The 24,489-nt window shown below is 73.8% G+C and carries 22 protein-coding genes and 1 riboswitch; of the genes, 9 read left to right on the top strand and 13 right to left on the bottom strand.

What is annotated here, in order from left to right:
* Positions 1 to 178: 178 nt before the first annotated feature.
* Genes J2X68_RS01135 through J2X68_RS01115 form a run of 5 tightly spaced genes read right to left on the bottom strand, consistent with a single transcriptional unit; the run spans position 179 to position 5,816 of the window.
* Positions 179 to 1,006, bottom strand: coding sequence for an ECF transporter S component (locus J2X68_RS01135; protein ID WP_310430488.1), 828 nt, complete (start codon positions 1,004 to 1,006; stop codon positions 179 to 181).
* Positions 1,003 to 2,787: an ATP-binding cassette domain-containing protein gene (locus J2X68_RS01130; protein ID WP_310430487.1), complete on the bottom strand. Its 1,785-nt coding sequence runs from the start codon at positions 2,785 to 2,787 to the stop codon at positions 1,003 to 1,005. Before J2X68_RS01130 ends, J2X68_RS01135 begins: the two co-directional genes overlap by 4 nt.
* Positions 2,784 to 3,899: an energy-coupling factor transporter transmembrane component T gene (locus J2X68_RS01125; RefSeq protein ID WP_310430486.1), complete on the bottom strand. Its 1,116-nt coding sequence runs from the start codon at positions 3,897 to 3,899 to the stop codon at positions 2,784 to 2,786. Before J2X68_RS01125 ends, J2X68_RS01130 begins: the two co-directional genes overlap by 4 nt.
* Positions 3,892 to 4,587, bottom strand: a complete 696-nt coding sequence (locus J2X68_RS01120; RefSeq protein ID WP_310430485.1) for an SCO2322 family protein — start codon at positions 4,585 to 4,587, stop codon at positions 3,892 to 3,894. Before J2X68_RS01120 ends, J2X68_RS01125 begins: the two co-directional genes overlap by 8 nt.
* Complete coding sequence (locus tag J2X68_RS01115; RefSeq protein WP_310430892.1) at positions 4,584 to 5,816, bottom strand: prenyltransferase/squalene oxidase repeat-containing protein; 1,233 nt, start codon at positions 5,814 to 5,816, stop codon at positions 4,584 to 4,586. Before J2X68_RS01115 ends, J2X68_RS01120 begins: the two co-directional genes overlap by 4 nt.
* 142 nt (positions 5,817 to 5,958) lie before the next feature.
* A riboswitch (cobalamin riboswitch) is annotated at positions 5,959 to 6,047 on the bottom strand.
* Between the two features lie 372 nt (positions 6,048 to 6,419).
* Here J2X68_RS01115 and J2X68_RS01110 point away from each other — a divergent pair.
* Positions 6,420 to 7,088 (top strand): phosphotransferase, encoded by a 669-nt coding sequence (locus J2X68_RS01110; protein ID WP_310430891.1) that lies wholly within the window; start codon positions 6,420 to 6,422, stop codon positions 7,086 to 7,088.
* Between the two features lie 222 nt (positions 7,089 to 7,310).
* Here J2X68_RS01110 and J2X68_RS01105 read toward each other — a convergent pair whose 3' ends face one another.
* Entirely contained in the window at positions 7,311 to 8,360 is a 1,050-nt protein-coding gene (locus J2X68_RS01105; RefSeq protein WP_310430484.1) for an MBL fold metallo-hydrolase, read from the bottom strand.
* A 91-nt stretch (positions 8,361 to 8,451) separates the two neighbouring features.
* Between J2X68_RS01105 and J2X68_RS01100 the strand changes: the two genes are divergently transcribed.
* Positions 8,452 to 9,909 carry an aldehyde dehydrogenase gene (locus J2X68_RS01100; RefSeq protein ID WP_310430483.1) on the top strand — a complete coding sequence of 486 codons (1,458 nt, stop codon included), beginning with the start codon at positions 8,452 to 8,454 and terminating at the stop codon, positions 9,907 to 9,909.
* Between the two features lie 6 nt (positions 9,910 to 9,915).
* Positions 9,916 to 10,149 (top strand): ferredoxin, encoded by a 234-nt coding sequence (locus tag J2X68_RS01095; RefSeq protein WP_310430482.1) that lies wholly within the window; start codon positions 9,916 to 9,918, stop codon positions 10,147 to 10,149.
* A 291-nt stretch (positions 10,150 to 10,440) separates the two neighbouring features.
* Here J2X68_RS01095 and J2X68_RS01090 read toward each other — a convergent pair whose 3' ends face one another.
* Positions 10,441 to 11,061 (bottom strand): TetR family transcriptional regulator, encoded by a 621-nt coding sequence (locus tag J2X68_RS01090; RefSeq protein WP_310430481.1) that lies wholly within the window; start codon positions 11,059 to 11,061, stop codon positions 10,441 to 10,443.
* Positions 11,062 to 11,270: 209 nt separating this feature from the next.
* Between J2X68_RS01090 and J2X68_RS01085 the strand changes: the two genes are divergently transcribed.
* Genes J2X68_RS01085 through J2X68_RS01075 form a run of 3 tightly spaced genes read left to right on the top strand, consistent with a single transcriptional unit; the run spans position 11,271 to position 14,589 of the window.
* The gene (locus J2X68_RS01085; RefSeq protein WP_310430480.1) at positions 11,271 to 12,713 is read left to right on the top strand and encodes a glycosyltransferase family 4 protein; all 1,443 of its coding nucleotides are present in this window, start codon (positions 11,271 to 11,273) and stop codon (positions 12,711 to 12,713) included.
* Complete coding sequence (locus J2X68_RS01080) at positions 12,707 to 13,522, top strand: methyltransferase domain-containing protein (RefSeq protein ID WP_310430479.1); 816 nt, start codon at positions 12,707 to 12,709, stop codon at positions 13,520 to 13,522. The genes J2X68_RS01085 and J2X68_RS01080 overlap by 7 nt, the downstream gene beginning before the upstream one ends.
* Positions 13,519 to 14,589, top strand: coding sequence for a terpene cyclase/mutase family protein (locus tag J2X68_RS01075; protein WP_310430478.1), 1,071 nt, complete (start codon positions 13,519 to 13,521; stop codon positions 14,587 to 14,589). Before J2X68_RS01080 ends, J2X68_RS01075 begins: the two co-directional genes overlap by 4 nt.
* A gap of 55 nt (positions 14,590 to 14,644) precedes the next feature.
* Here J2X68_RS01075 and J2X68_RS01070 read toward each other — a convergent pair whose 3' ends face one another.
* The 5 genes from J2X68_RS01070 to J2X68_RS01050 form a co-directional block, all read right to left on the bottom strand.
* On the bottom strand, positions 14,645 to 14,935 hold the full coding sequence (locus J2X68_RS01070) for a hypothetical protein (protein ID WP_054238057.1): 291 nt from the start codon (positions 14,933 to 14,935) through the stop codon (positions 14,645 to 14,647).
* A gap of 64 nt (positions 14,936 to 14,999) precedes the next feature.
* The gene (locus tag J2X68_RS01065) at positions 15,000 to 16,010 is read right to left on the bottom strand and encodes an LLM class F420-dependent oxidoreductase (RefSeq protein ID WP_310430477.1); all 1,011 of its coding nucleotides are present in this window, start codon (positions 16,008 to 16,010) and stop codon (positions 15,000 to 15,002) included.
* A gap of 108 nt (positions 16,011 to 16,118) precedes the next feature.
* On the bottom strand, positions 16,119 to 16,925 hold the full coding sequence (locus J2X68_RS01060; RefSeq protein WP_310430476.1) for a DUF5336 domain-containing protein: 807 nt from the start codon (positions 16,923 to 16,925) through the stop codon (positions 16,119 to 16,121).
* A 178-nt stretch (positions 16,926 to 17,103) separates the two neighbouring features.
* A complete protein-coding gene (locus J2X68_RS01055; RefSeq protein ID WP_399039199.1) occupies positions 17,104 to 18,105 on the bottom strand; it encodes an N-acetylmuramoyl-L-alanine amidase in 1,002 nt (333 codons plus the stop codon).
* Positions 18,106 to 18,374: 269 nt separating this feature from the next.
* On the bottom strand, positions 18,375 to 19,223 hold the full coding sequence (locus tag J2X68_RS01050) for an NAD(P)H-binding protein (RefSeq protein WP_310430475.1): 849 nt from the start codon (positions 19,221 to 19,223) through the stop codon (positions 18,375 to 18,377).
* Positions 19,224 to 19,393: 170 nt separating this feature from the next.
* Here J2X68_RS01050 and J2X68_RS01045 point away from each other — a divergent pair, with 170 nt between their 5' ends.
* From J2X68_RS01045 to J2X68_RS01035, 3 genes are all read left to right on the top strand, one after another.
* The gene (locus tag J2X68_RS01045; RefSeq protein WP_310430474.1) at positions 19,394 to 20,059 is read left to right on the top strand and encodes a TetR/AcrR family transcriptional regulator C-terminal domain-containing protein; all 666 of its coding nucleotides are present in this window, start codon (positions 19,394 to 19,396) and stop codon (positions 20,057 to 20,059) included.
* 326 nt (positions 20,060 to 20,385) lie between these two features.
* Positions 20,386 to 22,128: an MFS transporter gene (locus tag J2X68_RS01040; RefSeq protein ID WP_310430473.1), complete on the top strand. Its 1,743-nt coding sequence runs from the start codon at positions 20,386 to 20,388 to the stop codon at positions 22,126 to 22,128.
* 185 nt (positions 22,129 to 22,313) lie between these two features.
* Complete coding sequence (locus J2X68_RS01035; protein WP_310430472.1) at positions 22,314 to 22,964, top strand: class I SAM-dependent methyltransferase; 651 nt, start codon at positions 22,314 to 22,316, stop codon at positions 22,962 to 22,964.
* A gap of 30 nt (positions 22,965 to 22,994) precedes the next feature.
* Here the strand turns inward: J2X68_RS01035 and J2X68_RS01030 are convergent, their stop codons facing one another.
* Positions 22,995 to 24,473: a hypothetical protein gene (locus J2X68_RS01030; RefSeq protein ID WP_310430471.1), complete on the bottom strand. Its 1,479-nt coding sequence runs from the start codon at positions 24,471 to 24,473 to the stop codon at positions 22,995 to 22,997.
* Positions 24,474 to 24,489 lie beyond the last annotated feature (16 nt).

Raw genomic sequence — 24,489 nt, 5'->3', positions numbered from 1 at the left:
TCCGCAAAGACCCCTTTTGCTAGTTGTGGTCGTATTCGGGGGGTCGGCGTCCCGTGTGAGCTGGCTCTCAATGCCCAGGTCAGAGGCCCTAATGGCATGGGCATGGCGTCCGTTATGTCCGACTAGGTCGGGTAGTAGGTGATGTGGGTCATGTGGGGTGGTTCACCGGTCAACGGCCCTACGGGACCTTCCGCGGGGCCTCGAATGTGACCGCGGTCTCGAAGGCGGCGCGCCGGGTGGCTCTGCGTAGCGCCCTGAGCACCGCCGGGCCGAGGGTGAGGGTCAGCAGGACCGTGACCACCGCCCGGCCCAGGTCCCAGCCCAGCGAGGTCGCCACGCAGTACGCGGCGAACCGGGCCAGATTCGCGGGCACCGTCCCGTCCGGGTCGAAGGCGACGCCCGAGGCCAACGCCCCCATGAAGGGCCACCCGGCCATGTTCATCGCCGTGCCGTACGCGAAGGCGGCCACGAAGCCGTAGGCCGCGAGGAGGGCCAGTTCGGCACGGCCGCGAAGCCGGTCGCCGCCCGGCAGCAGGCCCGCGCCCATCGTGAACCAGCCCATCGCCAGCATCTGGAACGGCATCCACGGCCCCACCCCGCCCGTCAGCAGCGCGGACGCGAACATCGTCACCGAGCCGAGGACGAAGCCGAAGCCCGGTCCGAGGACCCGGCCGCTCAGCACCATCAGGAAGAACATCGGCTCGATGCCCGCCGTCCCCGCGCCGATCGGGCGCAGGGCCGCGCCCGTCGCCGCCAGCACGCCCAGCATCGCCACCGCCTTCGCGCCGAGCCCCGACTCCGAGATCGTCGCCGTCACGACCGCGACCAGCAGCACCAGCAGGCCCGCGAACAGCCAGGGGGCGTCCTGGGCGTGCGCGTTCAGCGCGGAGCCGGGCGGGGCGAGGAAGGGCCAGCCGAACGCGGCCACGCCCACCGCGCCGACCAGCGCCAGCGCGGCGAGCGAACGGGGGCCCAGGTGTACCGGGCGCCGCCTGGGCGTCGTCATCGCAGCTCCTCCCGCGCGGCGGCGCGCGAGGCCCCGCCGACTGACTCGCCGTCTGCCTCGCCCCCTGATCCGTCCACCGCCGCGCGCACCTGCGCGACCGTGAGCCACTTCTGCGGGGCCAGGATCTTCGTCACCTGCGGAGCGAAGGAGGGGGAGGAGACCACCACCTCCGCCGTCGGGCCGTCGGCGATCACCTCGCCCTCCGCGAGCAGGACCACCCGGTGGGCCAGTTCCGCGGCCAGTTCCACGTCGTGGGTGGCCAGGACGATCGCGTGGCCGGCGGCGGCGAGCCCGCGCAGGACGGCGACCAGGCGCGCCTTCGCCGCGTAGTCCAGGCCGCGGGTCGGCTCGTCCAGGAGGAGCAGGGGCGGACGTGCGGTGAGGACGACCGCCAGCGCCAGGGTGAGGCGCTGGCCCTCGGAGAGGTCGCGAGGGTGGACGTCGTCCGCGATGCCGGGAAGGAGGTCCGAGACCAGGGCCCGGCAGGTGCCGGGTTCCGCCCCCGCGTCCCGGTCGGCGGCCGCGCACTCGGCGGCGACGGTGTCGGCGTACAGCAGGTCGCGCGGCTCCTGCGGGACCAGACCGGCCCGGCGGACAAGGTCCCGGGGGGCGGTGCGGTGCGGCACGAGACCGCCCACGCGGACCGTCCCCGCCGACGGCTCGACCAGGCCGACGAAGGTGTTGAGCAGCGTCGACTTCCCGGCGCCGTTGCGGCCCATGAGGGCGATGGTCTCGCCGGGCGTGACGGTGAGATCCACGTCGAACAGCGCCTGGACGCGGGCCCGGCGCACGGAGAGGGAGCGGGCCTCGGCGGGGGAGGGGGAGGAGGTGAGGGAGGCGTGGGAGGCGGAGGCCACGCGGCGAGCGCGGCGGAAGCGACGGCGGACCGCAGGCTCGGCGAGGGGCTCGGCCGGGAGCCCGGTCGGGGCCGCCGGGGGCGTGTCCACCTGCCGGGGGGCATCCCGCCCTTCGAGGCGTTCGCGCAGGTCGCCGGCGCGTCGGCGGGCGTCCCGGACGGTCAGCGGGAGCGGGGACCAGCCCGCCAGCCGGCCCAGGCCCACCACCGGCGGGAACACCGGGGACACGGCCATCATGTCCGCCGGGCTGCCCAGCAGCGGGGCCGCGCCCGGGGCGGGCAGCAGGGCGACCTGGTCGGCGTACTGGAGGACGCGCTCCAGGCGGTGCTCCGCCAGCAGCACCGTCGTGCCGAGGTCGTGGACGAGGCGGAGGAGGACGGCGAGGACCTCCTCGGCGGCCGCCGGGTCGAGCGCGGAGGTCGGCTCGTCCAGGACGAGGACGCGCGGGTGCGGGGTGAGGACCGAGCCGATCGCGACCCGCTGCTGCTGGCCGCCGGAGAGCGTGGCGATCGGGCGGTCGCGCAGGGCGGCCAGCCCGAGCAGGTCCAGGGTCTCCTCGACACGGCGGCGCATCACCGCCGGCGACAGGCCCAACGACTCCATGCCGTAGGCCAGTTCCTCCTCGACGGTGTCCGTCACGAAGTGCGAGAGGGGATCCTGCCCCACCGTCCCCACTGCGTCGGCGAGTTCGCGCGGCTTGTGGGTGCGGGTGTCGCGGCCGGCGACCGTGACGCGGCCGCGCAGGGTGCCGCCGGTGAAGTGCGGGACCAGGCCGGAGACCGTGCCGAGGAGCGTCGACTTGCCCACGCCCGACGGGCCCGCCAGGAGCACGAGTTCGCCCTCGGGGACGGTGAAGTCGACGTGCCGGACGGTCGGTTCGGTGGCGCCGTCGTACGTCACGGAGACGTTCTCGAAGCGGATCACGACGGCTCCTCGGTGTCTGCTGGATCGGGCGGAGGGCTCTCGGGGGCGAGGAAGGCGGGGAGCAGGCCGACGAGCGCGCCCGCCGCCGGCCACAGCGGCAGGGCGGGGGCGGTCAGCGGGACCACACCGGGGTGCAGTGCGGCCGGGTCGGCGGACGCGGCCAGGGTGAGGAGGGCAGCGACCGCGACGCCGGAGGCGGCGGTCAGCCAGGCCCGCGGGGTCCAGCGGTCCGGACGGTAGCGGGTGCGCGGGGAGCGGCGGCCGCCCAGCCGCAGCCCGGCGAGGGCCGCGACGACACCGCCGGCCAGCACCGGGAGGCCGTAGGCGCCGCCCGCCGCGGTGAGCAGGCCGTACGTTCCCGCGCAGACGCCGAGCAGACCGCCGAGGGTGAGGGCGGCGGTCGTCCGGCGGACCGGGGCGGGGACGTCGGCGGTACGGCCGTAACCGCGGGCGTCCATCGCCGCGGCGAGGGCGACCGAGCGTTCCAGGGCGCCCTCCAGGACCGGCAGGCCCACCTGGAGCAGGCCGCGCAGACCCCTGTCGGGGCGGCCCCGGAGGCGGCGGGCGGCGCGCAGCCGGTGGACGTCCGCGATGAGGTTCGGGGCGAAGGTGAGGGCCACGACCACCGCCACCCCCGTCTCGTACAGGGCGCCGGGGAGCGTCTTGAGGAGACGGGAGGGGCTGGCCAGCGCGTTGGCGGCGCCCACGCAGACCAGCAGGGTCGCCAGCTTCAGACCGTCGTAGAACGCGAAGAGCAGCCCCTCGGCCGTGACCGCGCCGCCGAGCCGGATGCCCTGCGCCCAGTGCGGGAGCGGGACTTCGGGAAGCGTGACGAGCACGTGCGTGCCCGGGATCGGGGAGCCCAGGGCGACGGCGAAGCCGAGGCGGACGACGAGAACGGCGAGGGCGAGCTTGAGGAACGCGGAGTAGGAACGCGACCAGGGGGTGTCGGGGCGGCACGTCGTGACGACGTAGGCGGACACGGTGAGGAGGAGCCCGAGGAGGAGCGGGTTGGTGGTGCGGGTGGCGGCGGTGCCGAGCCCGAGGGCCCACAGCCACCAGGCGGCGGGGTGGAGCGGGGCGCGCCGCGTGCGGGGGCGGCCGTCAGCCATCCCTGCGGGATCCTCGCCGCCTGGCCTGCCGGACCGCCGCCGCGCCCAGCACCGCCACCGCCGCCGCGCCCGCGTACAGACCCACGGACGGCCCGCCGTCCTCCTGCTCCGCCGCTTCCCTCGCCGCTTCCTCCGAGGCTTCCGGCTTCGCGGCGGACGTCGGCTCGTCCGTCCCCGGCGCCTGCCCGGACACCTGCTCGCCGCAGCCCGTCCCGGGGTACCCCGCGATCGCGCACAGCAGGGCGTTCGTGTCGTACCGCAGAGGCTCGGCGACCGAGGCCAGGGCCTCGGCCGTCGTCGCGTCGGGGGAGACCCGGGCGCAGGCCGTGCGCGGTGACGGCGGGGTCTCGCCGCCCGGCGCGTCGGCCGCCGTGCCGAAGTCGATGACCAGGGCCACCCGCTTGGCGTCCTCCCGCGCGGGCGTCTTCGCGCAGATCGTCGCGAAGGAGGCCGCGCCGCGCGGCGTCGACGCGTCCTGGGAGTCCGCGCTCACCGCGAACCGGAAGCCCTGGACGTCGCCGTCGGAGGGGCGGGCGGTGGACGGGCCCTGGGTGGCGTACGTCCAGCCGTCGCCGGAGCGGTCCCAGAAGGACCAGTAGCGGTAGCCGGCGGCCTGGGCCGACTGCGCCGCGCCGGTCAGCGACAGCAGCAGCGCGGCCAGGACGAGGGCGGCGCACCGGCGCGTCACGGCTGCCGCTTCCCGCCACGGCCGCTGATCAGGAAGCCGATGCCGATACCGGCGACGAGGAAGACGCCGACGGTCCACCAGACGCCGTAACCGGAGTCCGAGTCGTCTTTCTTGTCGGCGTCGGCGTCGGCGGCCTGACCGGTGGCCTTCGCCGCGGCCTGCGGGGTCGGACCCGTCGCGCCGAGCTGCGCGACGAGGTCGGCGCCGCCGAACCGGCGGGGGTCGGCGCCCATGGCGTGGGCCGCGAAGATCAGCTGGGCGTAGGCGGCGGGGCCGCTCTGCTTCGCCCAGGCCGCGGAGCTCTGCTCCAGCCAGGCGAGGGGCTTCTTCGCCTGCGCGGTCGCGCCCTGCGCCGCGAGGGCGACGACGGCGTCGGCGGTGTTGCCGTAGTCGGGCTGGTCCTCGGCGCCGGGGAGGGCGGACTTCAGGTAGCCGCTGTCGCGGACCGCGGCGGCGAGGTGGGCCGCGCCGTTGCGGGCGAGCCCGTTCGGGGCGTCCGGGGTGGCGGAGGCGCAGGCGGGGGCTGCCGACGTCCGGCCGGCCGTCGTCACGAACCCCTTGCCGAGGGCGCCTAGCACGCCCGCCGCCGTCGCGTCCGCGTTGGCCGCGAGGCCGCCCTTCTTGTCCGGCTGGTACGCGAACGCGCCGCCGTCGGCCTTGCCGCAGGGGAGGGAGAGCGCGGCGAGAGCGTCGTACGGCGACTTGCCGGCCTTCGTCACCTGCGCGGGCTGCTGTCCGGCCGCCGCCAGCGCGCCCGTCACGACGGACGTCGAGTTCGCGTCGCTCGCGCCGCCGGGGGTGTAGCCCCAGCCGCCGTCGGCGTTCTGGACCGACTTCAGCCAGGTGACCGCCTTGTCGGTCTCGGCCTGGTGTCCGCCCAGTGCGGCCAGCGCCTGGACGGCCGCCGCCGTGCTGTTGGTGTCCACCATCAGCTTGGCGTCGCACGCCTTGGCGGTGTCCGCGCGGAACGCCGCGAAGGCGCCGGTCGCGCACTGCTGCCCGGTCAGCCAGGCCACGGCCCGGTCGGCGGGGGTGACGCCCGTGGTCCGCTGCGCGAGCAGGGCCAGGGACTGGCGCCAGACGCCGTCGTACGTCGGGTCGGTGGTGCCGTACAGCCCGTCGGGTATCGCCACCGACGGGGTGGGGGACGGGGCGGCGACGGCGGGGACGGCGGCACCCAGCACGACGGTGGCGGCGGCCAGAGCGGCGGCGCTGCGGCGGATGTTCATGATCGGCGGGTGCCTCTCCCGGTCGGGGAGGTCACGCAGCCGGGCAGCACGGGACATCCCGGCGGCTCGGCTCCGTATACCTCGACGGTGCCGTGCGACGGCGGGCCTGCCGACGCACGTGAGCCGGTCACGGCCCCGTACCGGGCGATCCGGCTTGCCTCCGCGCCGACTTGGACGGCTCGGGCGGCTCACGGTTGCGGGTCAGCGCCGGAATTGCACCGGCTTCCCCCTGTACGGGCGTGATGACGACGCGGCCACTCTACCGGCAGGTAGCGGAGCGCCTGAGGGGCGGCTGTGAAAGCGCCCCCCGACGGGGCGGGAAGCCCCCGATATGTTCGGACCATGACCAATACGGGGACAGCACCTGGCGGCCTCCCGGCCACGGCGCCGGCCGGGCCGGCGGGCGGGGAATCGGCCGGGCCGGCGGGCGGCGGGGTGTCAGGAGCGCTGCCGGGCGTGCCGTCGGGCCGGGAGTCGGCCGGGCCGGCGGGCGGGGGGCCGGGAGCGACGGCAGCAGGACTGCCGAGCGGGACGCAGGTGGGGCTGCCGGGCGTGCCGTCGGGCGGGGAATCGGCCGGGCCGGCGGGCGGGGGGCCGGGCGAGGTGCCGGTGGGGCTGCCGGGCAGGCTGCTCGGCTCGGGTCGCACGGCCGACGTGTACGAGATCGACGAGGCGTGGGTACTGCGCCGCGACCGGGAGGGGCGGGAGGACTCGGCCGCCCTCGCGGCGGTGATGACACACGTGCGCCGGCACGGCTACCCCGCACCCGCCGTACGCCCCACCGGCGCACGCGCCGACCTGGTCATGGAGCGGTTGCACGGTCCGACGATGCTCCAGGCGTTCGCGGCGGGGACGCTGGACGCCGAGGCGGCGGGGGCCGCCCTCGCCGGGCTGCTGCGCGAGCTGCACGCCCTGCCGGGACGGGTCTCGTCCGGTGCGAGCCTCCTGCACCTGGACCTCCACCCGGACAACGTGATCCTCACGCCCGACGGCCCTCGCGTCATCGACTGGGCCAACGCGGAGGAAGGCCACCCCGGGCTGGACTGGGGTACGTCCGCGGTGATCCTCGCCCAGGTCGCCGTCTCCTCCCAGCCGGTCGCCGACCCGGCCCGGGCGATGCTGGCCGCGTTGCTCGCCGACCCGTCCGACCTCACCGAGGAGGGTCTGGCGGAGGCCCTGCGGCGGCGGGCGGCCAACCCGACGATGAGCCGCGAAGAGACGGAACTCCTCCGCCCGGCGGCCGACTTGATCAGGTCGACGGCGGGCCGCTGACCGGGCCGCCCGCCAGACCGTCTCCGGCCGCTCCCGGGTGCCGTCCTCGGTGAACACCCCGGCCGCCGGGGCGGGTCCGCCGGGATCCAGCCGGTGGACGAAGCCGACGACGAGGCGCTCCCAGGCGCGTTCGGCGAGCAGCCGCTGCAAGGGGTTCATGAGGGCGTCGGCATCAAGGGCCCCGCCGCCGCGAGCGCCTCACATCACCGGGTACGTCACCGGTCACACCGCCATGTACGTCACCGGGTCGCTCCCGGTCACCGCCTCCGCGCGGCCCTGCTTCACCAGCCGCCGCAGATGGGCCTCGGCCTCCGACACCGCGATGTTCCTTGATCCGTACGGGATCTGCGGCCAGGGGCGGTTCCACTCCATGCGTTCCGCTAGCTGCCAGGGGGTGAGCGGGGCGGCGAGGAGGGCGAGGAGTCCGGTGAGACGGTCCTCGTGGTGGGCGAGCAACTCCCGGACCCGGGAAGGCGCGTCGGTGAAGGCGTACTGGTGGGCGGGGAGGATCTCCGCAGGGGCGAGCCGGCCGACGCGTTCGAGGGAGTCGAGGTAGTCGCCGAGCGGGTCGGTGACGGTGGCGTCGTCGGGGTCCTCGTACAGGCCGATGTGCGGGGTGATCTCCGGCAGCAGGTGGTCACCGGAGAACAGGCGTCCGTGGCCCGGGAGTTGTGCGGGATGCTCCTCCTCCAGGTGGAGACAGACATGGCCGGGGGTGTGGCCGGGCGTCCAGATCGCGCGCAGGCGGCGGCAGGGCAGGTCGAGGAACTCGCCGGGGACGATCTCGCGGTCGGGGAGGGCGGGCGCCAGGCCGGGGAAGGGACGGCGACGGGCGGGCGGCGTGCGGAGCGGCGCGATGTGCTCCTCGGGGGCGCCGGCGGCGGTGAGCTTCGCCGCCATGTACGTGTACCAGCGCTCGGGACGCGTCTCACGGGTCCGCCGCACGATGGAGGCGTCGGCCGCGTGCATCGCCAGCCACGCCCCGGAGGCCTCCCGCACCTGGCCGGACAGGCCGTGGTGGTCGGGGTGGTGGTGGGTGATGACGACGCCGTACAGCTCCGTGACGGACGTGCCGCACGCCGTGAGTCCGGCGGCCAGCGCCTCCCAGGACGCCGGGTCGTCCCAGCCGGTGTCGATCAGGACCGGCCCGCGATCGGTGTCGACGACGTACACCAGGGTGTGCCCCAGCGGGTTGTCCGGGATGGGCACCCGCATCGATCGGACACCGCCGCCATGGTCGTACGTGGTGGGTTCGCCCTGACTGCTCTTCATCTGCCCTCCGTCACACGGCCATTGCCCACTATAACTAGAACTGGTATCAGTTTCTGAAACACCGTCAGAAACGTAGACGAAGGCAGTGGCCATGGCCGAGCTCGTGGAACACGGACAGCTGTTCATCGGCGGGGAACTGACCGACCCCCTGGGCAAGGACGTCATCGAGGTGGTCTCGCCGCACACCGAGCAGGTCATCGGGCGGGTGCCGCACGCGTCGGCCGCGGATGTGGACCGGGCGGTCGACGCGGCGCGGCGGGCCTTCGACGAGGGGCCCTGGCCCCGGTTGTCGCTCGACGAGCGGATCGCCGTCGTCACCCGCATCAAGGACGGCATCGCGATGCGGCACGAGGAGATCGCCCGGGTGATCTCCTCCGAGAACGGCTCCCCGTACTCCTGGAGCGTCCTCGCGCAGGCCCTCGGCGCGATGATGGTGTGGGACGCCGCGATCACCGTCGCGCGCGGCTTCACCTACGAGGAGCGGCGTGACGGCGTGCTCGGGAAGATCCTCGTGCGGCGCGAGCCCGTCGGGGTGGTCGCGGCCGTCGTCCCCTGGAACGTCCCGCAGTTCGTCGCCGCGGCCAAGCTCGCGCCCGCGCTGCTCACCGGCTGCACGGTGGTGCTGAAGCCGTCGCCGGAGTCGCCGCTGGACGCGTATCTGCTGGCCGAGATCGCGCGGGAGGCGGGGCTGCCGGAGGGGGTGTTGTCGATCCTGCCGGCGGACCGCGAGGTGAGCGAGTACCTGGTCGGGCATCCGGGCGTGGACAAGGTGTCGTTCACCGGCTCGGTCGCGGCCGGCCGGCGGGTCATGGAGGTGGCGTCGAGGAACCTGACGCGCGTGACGCTGGAGCTCGGCGGCAAGTCGGCGGCGGTCGTCCTGCCGGACGCGGACATCGCCACGTCCGTCCCGGGGATCGTCTCGGCCGCGTGGATGAACAACGGGCAGGCCTGTGTGGCCCAGACCCGCATCCTCCTGCCGCGCTCGCGCTACGACGAGTTCGCGGACGCCTTCGCCGCGGCGGCGGCCGCGCTGGTCGTCGGCGACCCGCTGGACCCGGCGACCCAGGTCGGGCCGCTGGTGGCGCAGCGCCAGCAGCGCCGCAACCTCGACTACATCCGGATCGGGCAGGAGGAGGGCGCGAAGATCCTCACCGGTGGCGGACGTCCGCCGGGCCTGGACCGCGGCTGGTACGTGGAGCCGACCCTGTTCGGCGACGTCGACAACTCCATGCGGATCGCCCGCGAGGAGATCTTCGGGCCGGTGATCTGCCTGCTGCCCTACGGCGACGAGTCCGAGGCGCTGAAGATCGCGAACGACTCCGACTACGGGCTCAGCGGCAGCGTGTGGACGGCCGACGTCGAGCACGGCATCGAGGTCGCCCGGCAGGTCCGTACCGGGACGTACTCGGTGAACACCTTCAGCCTCGACATGCTCGGACCGTTCGGCGGCTACAAGAACTCCGGCCTGGGGCGGGAGTTCGGCCCGGAGGGCTTCGGTGAGTACCTCGAGCACAAGATGATCCACCTGCCGGCGGGATGGGAGGGCTGACGGGCCATGGGGGATCGGTGGCACGTCGAGGTGGACCGGTCCCTGTGCATCGGGTCCGCCCAGTGCATCCATCACGCGCCGGACGGCTTCCGGCTCGACACCGCGCGCCAGTCCCGTCCGGCCGACCCGGACACGGACGCCAACGAGCGGGTGCTGGAGGCGGCGGAGAGCTGCCCGGTGGAGGCGATCATGATCACGCTGGTGGGCAGCGGGGAGGCGGTGTTCCCGCCGGAGGAGTGAGGAAATCCGTCGACAGGGTATTGCGTCTTGTTTCAGGCGTTCTATCCTGGTAATGGCCTACGAGGCGAATGAGGGGGTTCGACCGGAGTAGCCGACTTCTGCGTGACGCGAAGGCATCCGCTGAGGCCGACGTCGACGGACGGACCGAGGGACCTGAGGGTCGCGGGACAGGACCTGACGGAAACCCTCGTCGTCTCGTAGGTCCTTTCGCGCGGGCTGTCCGCCCGCCGCCTGCCTCCTCGTGCGGCCTGTCCGCCCGCCCGCCATCCCCGCGCGGACTGCCCGCGTCGCCTACTCGGGTGTCCGGGGGTCCGTCACGTCGATCAGCCGGCACACCGTCTCGATGTCTATCCGGACCTGGGCGATGGACGCGCGCCCCGACAGCCACGTGATGAGGGCCGAGTGCCAGGTGTGCTCGATGACGCGGACCGCCGAGAGCTGCTCCGGGGTGGGGTCCGTCAGGCCCATCGAGTCCAGGATGATCGCCGTCGTCTGACGGGAGACCTGGTCGACCTCCGGCGAGACGCTGCGGTCGGCGAACGTCAGCGCGCGGACCATCGCGTCCGCCAGGTGCGGCTCGCGCTGGAGGGCGCGGAAGGCGCGCATCAGGGTCTCCGCGACGCGGTCCGCCGCCCGGTCGCCCGTCGGGGGCTTCTTCCGCAGCGTGCCGTGCATGTGCTCCAGCTGGTCCTGCATCGTGGCGACCAGCAGGTGCACCTTGGAGGGGAAGTAGCGGTAGAGCGTGCCCAGGGCGACCTGCGAGGACTCCGCGACCTCCCGCATCTGCACCGCGTCGAACCCGCCCCGGCTGGCCAACTGCGCGCTCGCGTGCAGGATGCGGCGGCGCCGGGCCTCCTGCCGCTCGGTGAGCGGGGAGGGGGCAGGGTGCTGAGTGCTGGCTTCCGCAGACATGGGTCCCGTTCCGTGACAGTCGGTGAGGCTCAGTGGGCGCACAGCTCGACGGGGCGGTCGGCCGTGGCGTGAATCACCTGATCCACTGCTCACAGCTCTCCTACCTGCCGGTAGATTCAGAGCCTCCCGAACGATCAAGTCTGAAACTTGTTCTAGATTAGCGTCCCGTCGTAGTCTCGCGGGACAATGCAGGCAGAAGGGGGCCCGGAGTGACCGCTGAGGCCAGTCAGGCAGGGCCCCGGCACGACCTCGCCGCCGACGGCGGGCGACCGCTCGACATCGCGCTCCTCACGTACAAGGGGAACCCGTTCTGCGGGGGTCAGGGTGTCTACGTACGGCATCTCTCGCGCGAACTCGCCCGTCTCGGCCACCGCGTCGAGGTGATCGGCTCCCAGCCCTATCCGGTGCTGGACCCGGGCCACGACGACCGCCTGTCCCTCACCGAGCTGCCGAGCCTTGACCTCTACCGTCAGCCGGATCCCTTCCGCACCCCGAAGCGCGGCGAGTACCGCGACTGGGTCGACGCGCTCGAGGTCGCGACGATGTGGACCGGCGGCTTCCCCGAGCCGCTCACCTTCTCGCTGCGGGCCCGCCGCCATCTCCGCGCGCGCAGCGGCGCGTTCGACATCGTGCACGACAACCAGACCCTGGGTTACGGGCTGCTGGGCGATGTCGGCGCGCCTCTCGTCACCACCATCCACCACCCCATCACCGTGGACCGGCAGTTGGAGCTGGACGCGGCCGAGGGGCGGCGGCGCCGGTACTCCGTGCGCCGCTGGTACGCGTTCACCCGGATGCAGAAGCGCGTCGCGCGCCGGCTGCCGTCCGTGCTCACCGTCTCCGGCACCTCCCGCCAGGAGATCATCGACCACCTCGGCGTCCGCGACGACCGCATCCACGTCGTCCACATCGGCGCCGACACCGACCTGTTCTCGCCCGACCCCGCGGTGGCCGTCGTGCCCGGCCGGATCGTGACGACGTCCAGCGCGGACGTCCCGCTGAAGGGCCTGGTCTTCCTGGTCGAGGCGCTGGCCAAGGTGCGCACCGAGCATCCGCACGCCCACCTCGTCGTCGTCGGCAAGCGCCCGCAGGAGGGGCCGGTCGCCCAGGCGATCGAGCGGTACGGCCTCGAAGGCGCCGTCGAGTTCGTCAAGGGCATCTCCGACGCCGAACTGGTCGACCTGGTCCGCTCGGCGGAGGTCGCCTGCGTGCCGTCGCTGTACGAGGGCTTCTCCCTGCCGGCCGCCGAGGCGATGGCCACCGGCACCCCGCTGCTCGCCACGACCGGCGGGGCGATCCCCGAGGTCGCCGGGCGCGACGGCGAGACCTGCCTGGCCGTGCCGCCGGGCGACTCGGGAGCACTGGCCACCGGACTCGGACGGCTGCTGGGCGACCCGGAGCTGCGGGCCCGGCTCGGTACGGCCGGACGGCGGCGGGTGCTCGAGCGGTTCACCTGGGCGCGGGCCGCCGAGGGGACCGTGGCCCGGTACCGCGAGGCGATAGCCGACCGCGGTCGCCCACGGGTCGCCGAGGCTTCCGCGGCTCTCGCCGCCCCCGAGCCCGTCGAGTCCGTCGGTGCCGGGGCCGGTGCCGACATCGACGCCGTATCCGAAGCATCCGATCGCGATCGCGAAAGCAGGGCCACGTGCTGACCGTCGACTTCTCCCGGTTCCCGCTCGCCCCGGGCGACCGAGTCCTGGACCTCGGCTGCGGTGCCGGCCGGCACGCCTTCGAGTGTTACCGGCGCGGCGCGCAGGTCGTGGCCCTCGACCAGAACGCCGAGGAGATCCGCGAGGTCGCCAAGTGGTTCGCGGCGATGAAGGAGGCCGGCGAGGCACCCGAGGGAGCCACCGCGACGGCCATGGAGGGCGACGCCCTCGCCCTGCCCTTCCCCGACGAGTCCTTCGACGTCGTGATCATCTCCGAGGTCATGGAGCACATCCCGGACGACAAGGGCGTCCTCGCGGAGATGGTGCGGGTGCTCAAGCCGGGCGGCCGGATCGCCATCACCGTCCCGCGCTACGGCCCCGAGAAGGTCTGCTGGACCCTCTCCGACGCCTACCACGAGGTCGAGGGCGGCCACATCCGCATCTACCGGGCGGACGAGCTGCTCGCGAAGATCCGCGAGGCCGGCCTGAAGCCGTACGGCACCCACCACGCCCACGCGCTGCACTCGCCGTACTGGTGGCTGAAGTGCGCCTTCGGCGTCGACAACGACAAGGCGCTGCCGGTGCGGGCGTACCACAAGCTGCTGGTCTGGGACATCATGAAGAAGCCGCTCGCCACCCGGGTCGCCGAGCAGGCGCTGAACCCGCTCATCGGCAAGAGCTTCGTGGCGTACGCGACCAAGCCGCACCTGCCGCGCCTGTCCGGTCAGGCGGCGGACGCCGGGCAGGCCGCGAAGGCCGGGCGGACGGACAAGGCCGGTCGGGCCGCGAAGACCGGGGCGGACGCCACGTGACCACGCCCCGGACAGAACACCTCGTCCTGCCCGGGGTCCTCACCGCCGAGCAGGCCGCCGCGACCGTCACCGGCATCCTCGCCGTGCAGCGTGAGGACGGCGCGATCCCGTGGTTCCGGGGCCACCACCTCGACCCGTGGGACCACACCGAGGCCGCGATGGCCCTGGACGCGGCGGGCGAGCACGAGGCCGCCGAGCGGGCGTACAACTGGCTGGCCCGGCACCAGAACGACGACGGTTCCTGGTTCGCCGCGTACGCGGACGGCGCCTTCGACGACGTCACCGACCGGGGGCGGGAGACGAACTTCGTCGCCTACATCGCCGTGGGCGTCTGGCACCACTACCTGTCCACCGGTGACGACACCTTCCTGGACCGCATGTGGCCGGCCGTCTACGCGGCCGTCGAGTACGTGCTGCGGCTCCAGCAGCCCGGCGGGCAGATCGGCTGGCGGCGCGACGACGACGGCACCCCGACCGCCGACGCGCTGCTCACCGGCTCCTCGTCCGTGCACCAGGCGCTGCGCTGCGCGCTGGCGATCGCCGAGCAGCGCGAAGAGCCGCAGCCGGACTGGGAGTTGGCGGTGGGCGCGCTGCGGCACGCCATCCGGCGCCACCCCGAGCGGTTCCTCGACAAGGACCGCTACTCGATGGACTGGTACTACCCCGTGCTGGGCGGCGCGTTGACCGGCACGGAGGCCAAGTCCCGCATCGAGGCCGACTGGGAGCGGTTCGTGGTCCCGGGGCTCGGCGTGCGCTGTGTCGTCCCCAACCCGTGGGTCACGGGCGGCGAGTCGGCCGAACTCGCCCTGGCCCTGTGGGTGATGGGCGAGTCCGACCGGGCTCTGGAGATCCTTCAGTCGATCCAGCATCTGCGCGACGCGGAGTCGGGCCTGTACTGGACGGGGTTCGTGTTCGAGGACGAGGCGATCTGGCCCCGGGAGCTGACCACCTGGACCGCGGGGTCGCTGCTGCTCGCCGTGGCGGCCCTCGGTGGCCACGAGGCCACCTGCGCCGTGTTCGGCGGGGAGCAACTGCCGTCCGGCCTGGAGGCGGACTGCTGCGCTTGACGCGTCCCCGGGGCGGGTCGCAGGACCCGTCCCGGGACCCGCCCCGGGATCCGCGTCAGTGGCGGTGGACCCGGTTGGCGATCGCGTGGCCGATGAACAGGTAGACGACCGCTGCCAGGCCGTACCCTGCCACCACCCGCGCCCACGCCTCGTCGAACGTGAACAGGTCACGTGACCAGCCGGCCAGCCAGTTGGCCGCGTCATGCACGAACTGGACCAGGTCGTTGCCCCGGTTGGCGTCCAGCAGGTACATGAGGATCCACAGCCCGAGGATGACGGCCATGACGTCCGCGACCACCGCTATGACCGTTCCGGCGGAGTTGGAACCACTGCGATATCGAGACATGACTTCCGTCTGGCCCCGGAATCCCGGTTGAAACGTGGAGTGTTCGCTCTCCGTGCGCCCGTGGCTATGAGTTGAGCTCCGCCAGCACCCGCAGGGTCGTCCGGTCCGGGGCGACCACCAGCAGGTCCGTCACCGGCCCCTTGCGCCAGGACTCCAGCCGCTCCGCGACCCGTTGACGCGGGCCGACCAGCGAGATCTCGTCGGCGAAGGCGTCCGGGACGGCCAGCACCGCCTCCTCGCGCCGCCCGGCCAGGAAGAGCTCCTGGACGCGCCGGGCCTCCTCCTCGTATCCCATGCGGGCCATCAGGTCGGCGTGGAAGTTGCGGGTCGCGTGCCCCATGCCGCCGATGTAGAAGCCGAGCATGGTCTTCACGGGGAGCAGCCCCTCGGCGACGTCGTCACAGATCCGTGCCTGGGCGAGGGGCGCGACCCGGAAGCCCGGGGGCAGTTCCGCCACCGCCGGGCCGTACGCGTCCGGCCGGTCCGGCGACCAGTACAGCGGCAGCCACCCGTCCGCGATGCGGATCGTCTGGGCCACGTTGCGCGGGCCCTCCGCGCCCAGCATCACCGGCAGGTCGGGGCGCAGGGGGTGGGTGATGGACCTGAGCGGTCTGCCGAGGCCGGTCGCGTCCGGGCCGCGGTAGGGGTGGGAGTGGAAGCGGCCGTCCAGTTCCACCGGCGCCCGGCGGCGCAGCACCTGGCGTACCACGTCCACGTACTCCCGGGTCGCGGTCAGGGGGGACGCCGGGAACGGCCGGCCGTACCAGCCCTCCACCACCTGGGGTCCGGACAGGCCGAGCCCCAGCGTCATCCGGCCGCCGGAGAGGTGGTCCAGGGTCAGGGCGTGCATCGCGGTCGTCGTGGGGGAGCGGGCCGCCATCTGCGCCACCGCCGTGCCCAGTCCGATCGTCGACGTGCGGGCGGCGATCCAGGTGAGAGCGGTGAAGGCGTCCGAGCCCCAGGACTCCGCCGTCCACACGGAGTCGTACCCGAGCCGTTCCGCCTCGCGCGCCAGATCCACATGGTCGGGGGAGGGGCCGCGGCCCCAGTAGCCGAGCGCCAGACCTAGCCGCATGTACGTCTCCTGACGGTGTGTCAGACAAGGGGGACCGCGACTGTACGACAACGGCCCCCCGCCCGGAAGGGCGAGGGGCCGTGCGCGGAGCGGTGCGGGAGCCGGGGCTCAGCCGCGCTGGATGCCGGAGGCGTCCCGCAGGACGCCGCGGCGGCCGTCCTGGGTCTGGGCGATCAGGCCCTGGGAGCCCTGCTCGACCGCGAGGTACCAGGTGCCCGGCGCCAGTTCGGCGATCGGCATGGGCGCGCCGTCCTCCGCGTACAGCGGACGCGGCACCGGCACGGCGAACCAGAACGGGGAGAAGTCCCCGCCCGACGGCTGCGCCGGACCCGGCTGGGCGCCGAACGGCGGCTGACCCGGCTGGCCCTGCTGCGGCGGGCCGCCGAACGCCGACGGCTGCTGCGGGGCGCCCGGGTAGCCGTAACCGGCGGGCGGCTGCGCGCCGTACGGCTGCGGGGCGGCCGGCCTCGGCGCCGGGACGAGCGCGGCCTGGAGGGCGGGCACCAGCGGGGTGGCGATCGCGCCTGCGGCCAGCAGCAGCGCGGCGATCAGGCCCAGGATCAGACCGGCGCCCGTGTCGATCTCGGTGCTGCCGAAGGTGTCGCTGAACGCGCCCAGCGGGTCGACGATCGTCCAGAACGCCGTCCACGCGGCGAAGACCGTCAGCGCGACGCCGAACTGCCCCAGGTCGAGGCCGACCACCTTGCGCGGCTGAGGCAGCGCGCGGGAGACGACGATCAGGGCGGCACCGATGATTCCGCCGAGATACATGCTCATTACGAGGCCGAGGTTGTCCCAGGCGTTCGGGACATCACTGCCGGAGCCGTCGAACGTGTCCAGGAACGACGCGATGAACAGCAATACCGCTGCTCCGATCACCACGCCGTCGCCTCGAGTGAGGGAGCGGATATTCACTTCAGGTCCTTCGTCAGTCGTCTCGTCATCGGTACACGCATACACATGTCGGTAGAGGCGTCGCTGTCACCATGTCGCCGTCAGGCCCCTGTGTGAAGCGCGGGGGTGGCCCCTCATCGTAGGGACGACACTATCGTCACCACGATCGCGCTGTCCGCCGGGATGAGCGCCCTGATCACTACCCGCGCAGGAAACTCACGATTCCCTCAGAGATCCCCTGCGCCGCCTTCTGCCGCCAGGCGCCACTGGTCAGCAGCGCCGCGTCCTTGGTATCGCGCATGTTGCCGCACTCGATGAACACCTTGGGAACCGTTGACAGATTGAGACCGCCCAGGTCCTCACGCGTGACGAGACCGGTGCCGTCGCCGACGTAGTTGGACGGTGAAGTGCCCGTCGCCCGGGTGAAGTCGCCCGCGATGAGCTTCCCGAGGTCCTTCGACGGGCCGACGATCGCACGGGTGTCGGCCACGCCCTCGTGCACCGCGCCCGGCAGGATCACGTGGAAGCCGCGCTGCCCGGCCCCGGCGCCGTCGGCGTGGACCGAGACGACCGCGTCGGCGTGCGCCGCGTTCCCGATCCGGGCACGCTCGTCGATACAGGGGCCGTACGGCCGGTCCCCGTCCTGCGTCAGCCGCACGGTGGCGCCCTGCTCCTGGAGCAGCGTGCGCAGCCGGTGGGCCACGTCCAGCGTGAACTCCGCCTCGCTGTAACCGGAGTTCGTGGACGTGCCCGTGGTGTCGCACTCCTTCCGGTGGGTGCCGATGTCCACCTTGCTGTTGATGTCGGCGGTGTGCCGGTAGTTGGTGGGGTTGTGGCCGGGGTCGATGACGACGACCTTGCCCTGGAGCGAGGCCGCGCCGGAACCGGCCGGGGCGGAGGCGGTGCTCGTACCGACGCCCGTCTTCCCGTCGCCGTCCGCGCCGTGCCCGCCGTCCGCGGGGGAGCTCAGCACGCTCGGCGCCGCCCCGGCGCCGGGGCCGCTCGTCCCGCCGCTCCCGGTCCCGCCCAGCGCCTCGTACGCCAGCCAGCCCAGCAGCGCCCCGGGCACGAGCGCGGCGAGGGCCACGGTCACCGGGCGGCGCAGCGGCGAGCGGCGCGGCCGCGAGGGGCCGAAGGGATCCGACGGTGCTGAGGGATCGGAGGGATCGAAGGGACCGGGGTTCGAGCCTGCGTACGACACGCCTGCCACCCTAACGGCCACCCCGACGAGGACTCAGCGGGACGACGCCGGACGGATGACGGACGGATGGGGGACGAAAGACGGACGGGAGGCGGGGGAGGCGGTGGGATGGAGCGGTGGGATCTCCGGGGTGCGGGCGGTGCCGTCGGTTTCCGGGAGGGGCGTCGGGGCGTGATGGTCTCGACCGGGTCGGTCGCGCCGCTCGCGCCGGGATCGCGATCCACGGAGCGGGGGGGAGAGGAGGGTGGTCGAAGCGGGCCGTCGGTGGTTCAGGAGGCGGTGAAGTCGGCCAGGTGGTCGGCGGCCCAGGCGGTGAACGGGCGGGCGGGGTGGCCGGTGAGCTCCTCGACGGTGCGGGTGAGGGAGACGGGCCTGCCGTCCGTGGACGCCCACCACGCGAGGAGGGCGTCGGCGTAGACGGCGGGGATGTGCCCGTCGGTCTGCTTCTTCCACTCGTCCGCGGTGACGTGCTCGACCGTGATGGCGCGGCCGGTGACGGCGGCGAGCCGGTCGATCTGCTCGGTGAACGTCAGCGACTCGGGTCCGGTGAGGGTGAACCGGCCGCCGCGGTGCCGCGGGTCGGTGAGGACCGCGTGGGCGGCCTCGGCCAGGTCGTTCTCGTGGACGGGGTCGGTGTGGGCGCCGGGGAAGGGCAGGCTGACGGGCCTTCCGGACCGGACGGACCAGGCCCAGGACGCGGCGTTGGAGGCGAAGGAGCCGGGCCGCAGGAGGGTGGTGGTGATCGGGGAGGCGAGCAGCGCCCGCTCCACGGCCAGATGGGAGCCGGCCAGGGGGTCGTCCTCCGGCGCGGCGTCGAGCACGCCCAGCACGCTCGAGCTGGACAGCAGCACGACGTGGGTGACGCCCGCGTGGTGGGCGTGGTCGGCGAACTCGGTGACGTGGTCGGGGGTGGCGTAGAGGAAGACGGAGGTGACGCCGGTCAGGGCGGCGGGGAAGGTCGCCGGGTCGGTGAGGTCCAGGGCGACGGCCTCGACGCCGGACGGCGGGGTGAGGTCCGCGGGGGCGGCGGAGCCGACCCGCACGGGTATGCCGTCGGCGTGCAGGAGGGCGAGCAGCCGGGTGGCGACCGCGCCGCGGCCTCCGGTGATCAGGATCATGACGGTTCCTTTCCTTGTTCTCGGGCACTCGGCGCGAACGACGTTCGTGGCGAACGGTGTTCGTGCAGCTGTGGCCGCGACACTAGGGAACGAACAGTGTTCGTGTCAAACATTGTTCGTCACGGTCGGCGTTCGTGGCGACCGGCGTTCGTGACCGTTACCCTCTCCCCGTGACCCCCGAGCCGATCAGCCGCCGCGCGCGGCCCGCCAAGGCCCCCCTCAGCCGCGAGGCGATCGTGCGGGCCGGGCTGGCCATCCTCGACCGCGACGGGCTGGACGCGCTGACCATGCGGCGCGTCGCCAAGGAGCTCGACACCGGACCGGCCTCGCTCTACGTGTATGTCGCCAACCGCGACGACCTGATGGCCGCGATGCTCGACGAGGCGCTCGCCCGGGTCCCGCTCACCGCGCAGGGCACCTGGCGCGAGCAGTTGCACGCGCTGGTCGCGGCCACCGTGGAGGCCATGAGCCGGCACGAGGGGCTGGCCGCCGTCGCCCTCGGCGCGATCCCCACCGGGGCCAACGCCCTGCTCGTCCTCGACCGCATGCTCGCGCTGCTCAAGCAGGGCGGCCTGGACGACGTCACCGCCGCCTGGGCCGTCGACCTGCTGCATCTCCACAGCGCCGCGGCCGCCGCCGAACAGAGCGCCTATCTCACCAAGGGGGGCAAGGAGGACGCCGTGGTGGCCGACGCCGACCGTCACTACGCCGCCCTGCCCGCCGACCGCTACCCGATGCTCACCGCGCTGCGGGCGGCCCTGTTCTCGCCCGGCGACCGCGACACCTGGGCCCTGGACGTGCTGCTCAACGGCATCCTCCAGACCCCCGCCCGCTGACCCGCCGCCCGCCTCTCGCGCGACCCGCCGACTGTCCCCCCCGCTGCCGGGCTGCCCGCAGCCCCGCCGCCCGCCCCTGCTCCCGGGCAGCCCCGCCCGCCGGGGCCGGCTCCGCCCGCCGACGGGCTGTCGCCCGCCGGGGCCGGCTCCGCCCGCCGACGGGCTGTCGCCCGCCGGGGCCGGGCCGTCCTCCGGGCGCTTCTTCAAGAGAAGATAAAGAAATCGTTAGTACGCCAAAGCATCGGAATAGTTGCCCATGCATACAGGTTCAGCTCCCATGTAATCCCCGAACGACCCCCGAACGACCGCCCCGGAGGCCCCACCTCATGACGCACACGACGACCGGCAGGCCCACCCGCGAAGCGAGCGGAGCCGTGGTCCCGGTGCTCGCCTTCGCGGGCATCGTGGTCGCGGTGATGCAGACCCTGCTCGTCCCGGTCATCAAGGACCTGCCCCAGCTGCTGGGCACCGCGCCCAGCAACGCCACCTGGGTCCTGACCTCGACACTGCTGTCGGGCGCCGTGGCCACCCCGATCATGGGCCGCCTGGGCGACCTCTACGGCAAGCGGCGCATGCTCATCGCCAGCCTCGCCGTCATGGTCGTCGGCGCCCTGGTCAGCGCCCTCACCAGCGACCTGATCACGATGATCGTCGGCCGCACCCTCCAGGGCTTCGCGATGGGCGCGATCCCGCTCGGCATCGGCCTGATGCGGGACATGCTGCCGCGCGAGAAGCTCGGCTCGGCGATGGCCCTGATGAGCTCCTCGATCGGCGTCGGCGGCGGCCTCGCCCTGCCGCTCGCGGCCCTGATCGCCCAGCACGCCGACTGGCACGCCCTGTTCTACGGCGCCGCCGGCCTCGGCGCGCTCGCCATCGCCCTCACGCTCCTCGTCGTCCCCGAGTCCCCGGCGCGCGCCGAGGGCACCTTCGACGTCGTCGGCGCGATCGGCCTCTCCACCGGCCTGGTGCTCTTCCTGCTCCCGATCACCAAGGGCAGCGACTGGGGCTGGACCTCCGGCACCACCCTCGGCCTCTTCGGCGCCGCGGCCGTCGTCCTCGTCCTGTGGGGCGTGATGGAGCTGCGGCTGAAGGCCCCGCTCGTCGACCTGCGCACCACGGCCCGGCCGGCCGTCCTCTTCACCAACCTGGCCTCGATCATGGTCGGCGTCTCGTTCTACGTCGTCTCCCTGGTCCTGCCGCAGCTGCTCCAGCTGCCGAAGGCCACCGGCTACGGCCTCGGCCAGTCGATGGTCGTCGCCGGTCTGCTCGTCGCGCCGCTCGGCCTGACGATGATGTTCACCGCGCCCGTCTACGCCAAGCTGTCCGCCAAGTACGGCCCCAAGTTCACCCTGATCCTCGGCATGCTGATCATCGCGATCGGCTACGGCGCCGGCCTCGGCCTGATGAGCGCCGCCTGGCAGAGCCTCGTGATCGCCGTCGTCCTCGGCGCCGGTATCGGCCTCGCGTACTCCTCCCTGCCCGCGCTGATCGTCGGCGCGGTCCCGGCCTCGGAGACCGGCGCGGCCAACGGCCTCAACACCCTGATGCGGTCCATCGGCACCTCGGTGTCCAGCGCCGTCATCGGCATGGTGCTGGCCAACACCGCGAACGACGTCGGCGGCGTCGCCGTACCGACCATGCACGGCTTCCGCGTCTCCTTCCTGATCGCCACCGGCGCCGTCGCGGTCGGCCTGCTCCTCGCCCTCTTCCTGCCGAGGCAGCCCCGCCCCTCGGCCGTGCCGCAGCTGCGCGCCAGCAGCGAGGAGGAAGCCAACCTCAAGCACGCCGAGGAGGTCCTGCGCGGCTTCCGCGGCCGGGTCCTGGACGCCGACGGCGCCCCGGTCGCCCGCGCCAAGGTCACGCTCATCGACCGCCGCGGCCGCCAGGCCGGCGCCACCCTGTCGCAGGAGGACGGCAGTTACGCCCTCGCCGTCCCGGCCCGGGGCGCCTACGTCCTCGCCGCCAAGGCCACCGGCCACGGCCCGCTGGCGAGTTCCGCGACCCACGCGGGCGACGAGCGTCCGGTCGACCTGGACCTGGCCCTGCCGGGCGAGACGGTCGACGCCTGACCCCGCCGGACCCGGCCCCGTCCGGTCCGCGCGCCTCCCGGCCCGTCGTTTCCGCACCCCCTGTCGCCCCGGCGGCGGGGGGTGCGGCAGCATGGGCGGCCGTACGCACCGACGACCCACGCGTACGCGCCACCGCCCGTACGGCACGCACCACCGCCCACCCGCACGCACACCGGAGGACCCCCATGCCCGCGGCACCCAAGCCCGACATCCTGGCCGCGTTCGAGGCGGCGAAGGGGTTCATGCCGGTCGACGAGGGACTCGCGCTGTACGCGGCCGCCGTCGAGGCAGGGGCGCTCGGCCTGCCGCTGCTCGAGGTCGGCACCTACTGCGGGCGCTCCACGATCCTGCTCGCGGACGCCGCCCGGCAGGCCGGGGTCAGCGCGCTCACGCTCGACCACCACCGCGGCAGCGAGGAGCAGCAGCCGGGCTGGGACTACCACGACCCGGAGACCGTCGACCCCGAGGTCGGCCTGATGGACACCCTGCCCGCCTTCCGCCGGACCCTGCACCGCGCGGGCCTGGAGGAGCACGTGGTCGCCCTGGTCGGCCGCTCGCCGCGCATCGCCGCGTTCTGGAACTCCCCCCTCGGCCTGGTCTTCGTCGACGGCGGCCACACCGACGAGCACGCCACCTCCGACTACGAGGGCTGGGCGCCGCATGTCGCCGAGGGCGGACTCCTCGTCATCCACGACGTGTTCCCCGACCCGGTCGACGAGTTCACCGGCCAGGCCCCCTACCGCGTCTACCTGCGCGCCCTGGACTCCGGCGCCTTCACCGAGGTCTCGGGCACCGGCTCGCTGCGGGTGCTGCGGCGGACGGGCACGGGCATCTAGGACGCGTCGGCACGGGCGGGGCGTGCGGGCTCACGGCCGGGGGGCCGTCCTCCGGCGCCGCCGCCGGTACGCCGCCGCCAGGCCGACGACGGCCAGCCCGCCCGCGATCCACGCCCAGGGGTGTCCGGAGAGGACGCGGTAGGGCGGGGCGGGTGACGCGTCGAGCGGGATGACGGCGAGGTCGTTGGCCGGGGTGCGGTCGAACGGGTTGTACGTGCGGATGGAGCCCTTCGCGCCCGGGACCTGCCGGTCGATGCGGATGTGGAAGTCGATCGCGGTCGTGCCGCCCTCGTGCCGGACCTCGTAGAACCGGTCGTAGCCGATCTCGCAGACGAAGGCGCCCCCCGGCTTCCCGGGCCGCTCGCACGCCCACGTCCCGCCGTCGTCCTCGAAGGTGAACGGGATCGAGGTGACCGTGGTGCCCTCCGGCGGGACCACCTCGAAACGGCCCCGCTCCTCGTCGCCCTGTATCCGGCCGGGCCCGAGGTCCTCCAGCCCGAGCCGTACCTTCACCGTGTCGCCGACCCGCCCCCGCACGGTCGCGGTGACCGGACGGTAGTCGGCCTGCACGGTGGTGGTGATCGCGACCCTGCCCTGAGTGTCGTCGAAGCCCCGGGCCGCCGTGCGGACCAGGGTGAGCGGGGAGCCGGCGCCGCGCACGGTGTGGTCGGCGGGACGGTTCGCGGGCGACGACCAGGTGTAGGTCACCTCGCCGGTCAGGGCCCCGGGCGGCGTGACCGTGTAGACCAGCGGCGCGCTGGTCCGGTAGGCGGCGCCGGCCGCGGCCTTCGTCGGGAAGGCGCACCAGGCGGAGGTGGGCGCGGGGCCCGCGTAGAAGCAGTTGCTGTGCAGCGCGGTCAGCGTCACCCCCTCCGACGCGTCGACCTGGAGGGCGACGCCCTGCCCGGTGGGGAAACGGGTGTTGTTGGCGAACCGGGCCGTCACGTTCGCGGACTCGCCCGGCGCCAGCCCGCTCACGCCCTTCTCCTGTCCCGGCGCGGACAGCGTCGGCCCGCCGACGGTCATCCGGGTGCTGCCGGTGATGGTGGGCGCGTTGTCGGCGGTCGCGGTGTAGGTCACCGTCCCGCTGTCGCCCGGCTCGACGCCGTCCACCCCGAGGAGGGTGAGGGGCGTGTAGCTCTCGCCGTCGCCGTTCTGCAGGGTGCCGTAGTCGCAGGTGTAGACCGCGCCCCGGACCGTGCAGGCCTCCTTGTCGCCGAGCCGGGCGACGCCCTCGAGGCCCGACGCGTCCACGACCACCCGGACGTTGCGGGCCGGTTCGCCGCTCTCGCTCGCCTCGACGTGGACCGGGACGGCGAAGCTGTCGTTCGGGGCGGCCCCGGCCCCTTGGTCGGCGTTGTACATGACGAAGCTCTCGGCGGTCTCGAACCGGATCACGACCTGCTCGGAGCCGTCGGCCGCGGCGGGCGCCACCGCCGTGGCGAAGAGTGCCGCGACACTCGCCGCCGACGCGGCCGTACGCCTGAGGAGCCGTATCGGTAAGGACATGCGGGCACTATGCCAG

The organism is Streptomyces sp. 3330, assembly GCF_031456635.1.
GTDB lineage: Bacteria > Actinomycetota > Actinomycetes > Streptomycetales > Streptomycetaceae > Streptomyces.
Note: the sequence above shows the minus strand (reverse complement) of the source record. Positions and strands in the feature narration are given on the sequence as shown.

Coding starts and splice junctions, on each gene's coding strand:
- J2X68_RS01050 (WP_310430475.1), bottom strand. CDS start 19,223: ATGATCCTGATCACCGGAGGCCGCGGCGCGGTCGCCACCCGGCTGCTC.
- J2X68_RS01070 (WP_054238057.1), bottom strand. CDS start 14,935: ATGTCTCGATATCGCAGTGGTTCCAACTCCGCCGGAACGGTCATAGCG.
- J2X68_RS01135 (WP_310430488.1), bottom strand. CDS start 1,006: ATGACGACGCCCAGGCGGCGCCCGGTACACCTGGGCCCCCGTTCGCTC.
- J2X68_RS01030 (WP_310430471.1), bottom strand. CDS start 24,473: ATGTCCTTACCGATACGGCTCCTCAGGCGTACGGCCGCGTCGGCGGCG.
- J2X68_RS01040 (WP_310430473.1), top strand. CDS start 20,386: ATGACGCACACGACGACCGGCAGGCCCACCCGCGAAGCGAGCGGAGCC.
- J2X68_RS01105 (WP_310430484.1), bottom strand. CDS start 8,360: ATGAAGAGCAGTCAGGGCGAACCCACCACGTACGACCATGGCGGCGGT.
- J2X68_RS01100 (WP_310430483.1), top strand. CDS start 8,452: ATGGCCGAGCTCGTGGAACACGGACAGCTGTTCATCGGCGGGGAACTG.
- J2X68_RS01095 (WP_310430482.1), top strand. CDS start 9,916: ATGGGGGATCGGTGGCACGTCGAGGTGGACCGGTCCCTGTGCATCGGG.
- J2X68_RS01065 (WP_310430477.1), bottom strand. CDS start 16,010: ATGCGGCTAGGTCTGGCGCTCGGCTACTGGGGCCGCGGCCCCTCCCCC.
- J2X68_RS01035 (WP_310430472.1), top strand. CDS start 22,314: ATGCCCGCGGCACCCAAGCCCGACATCCTGGCCGCGTTCGAGGCGGCG.
- J2X68_RS01125 (WP_310430486.1), bottom strand. CDS start 3,899: ATGGCTGACGGCCGCCCCCGCACGCGGCGCGCCCCGCTCCACCCCGCC.
- J2X68_RS01115 (WP_310430892.1), bottom strand. CDS start 5,816: ATGAACATCCGCCGCAGCGCCGCCGCTCTGGCCGCCGCCACCGTCGTG.
- J2X68_RS01090 (WP_310430481.1), bottom strand. CDS start 11,061: ATGTCTGCGGAAGCCAGCACTCAGCACCCTGCCCCCTCCCCGCTCACC.